The sequence below is a fragment of the Streptomyces pacificus genome (genome assembly GCF_011766325.1).
Classification (GTDB): Bacteria; Actinomycetota; Actinomycetes; order Streptomycetales; family Streptomycetaceae; genus Streptomyces; species Streptomyces pacificus.
In genome coordinates, this window is record NZ_BLLG01000061.1 from 1 (window position 1) to 950 (window position 950).

Below are 950 nucleotides of genomic sequence, written 5' to 3' on the forward strand. Positions count from 1 at the left end.
ACGCGGCGGGCAACGCCTTCCTCGACGCGCTTGCCGTGCATCGCAGGGAGCAGGGCCTGCCCGCCGTCTCCCTGGCGTGGGGTGCGTGGGACCGGACCGGCATGCTCGACGGAACCGACACCGAACGGCTGCGCAAGTCCGGCATGCCGCCGCTCACGCCCGACCAGGGTGTCCGGCTCTTCGACGCCGCCCTCACCGCCGATGCAGCGCTCGTGCTACCGCTGCGCGTGGACACCGCTGCCCTGCGCACACGCGGTGAGATCCCCGCAATACTGCGAGGCCTCGTGCGCACCCGCACCAAGCGGACCGTCGCCTCGGTCGCGACCGCCACACTCCTGCGACAGCTCGACGCACTCCCCGAGGAGGCGCGTCTTGAATCGCTGCTGGAGCTGGTACGGAGCGAGGTGGCCACCGTACTCGGCCACGCGGGCTCCGGCACGGTCGACCCCGGCCGCGCCTTCCAGGGGCTCGGCTTCGACTCGCTCACTGCGGTCGAGCTGCGCAACCGGCTCGGGGCGGCTACCGGACTGCGGTTGCCGGCCACGCTGACCTTCGACTACCCGACTGCCGCAGAACTCGCCGCGCATCTCAGGGACGAGCTCTTCGGCGAGACGCGGGATGCTGCGGGGTCGCTGCCCGTGTCGGTGTCGGCGGCGGACGATCCGATCGTCATCGTGGGCATGGCCTGCCGCTACCCGGGCGGGGTCACCAGCCCCGAGGAGTTGTGGGACCTGGTGCTGGACGGCACCGACGCCATTACCGAGTTCCCCGCCGGCAGGGGGTGGGACCTGGACGCCCTGTATCACCCGGACCCCGACCACCTCGGTACGTCGTATACGCGTTCCGGTGGTTTTCTGCACGATGCCGACCTGTTCGATCCCGAGTTCTTCGGTATGTCCCCGCGTGAGGCGCTGGCGACCGACGCGCAGCAGCGGCTGCTGCTGGAGGCG

The 950-nt window shown here is 71.1% G+C and carries 1 protein-coding gene; it reads left to right on the forward strand.

Annotated elements, in window-relative coordinates; genetic code table 11:
* Nucleotides 1–950: beta-ketoacyl reductase (locus SCWH03_RS28235; protein ID WP_173267761.1), on the forward strand; the 950-nt coding region annotated here is incomplete at both ends.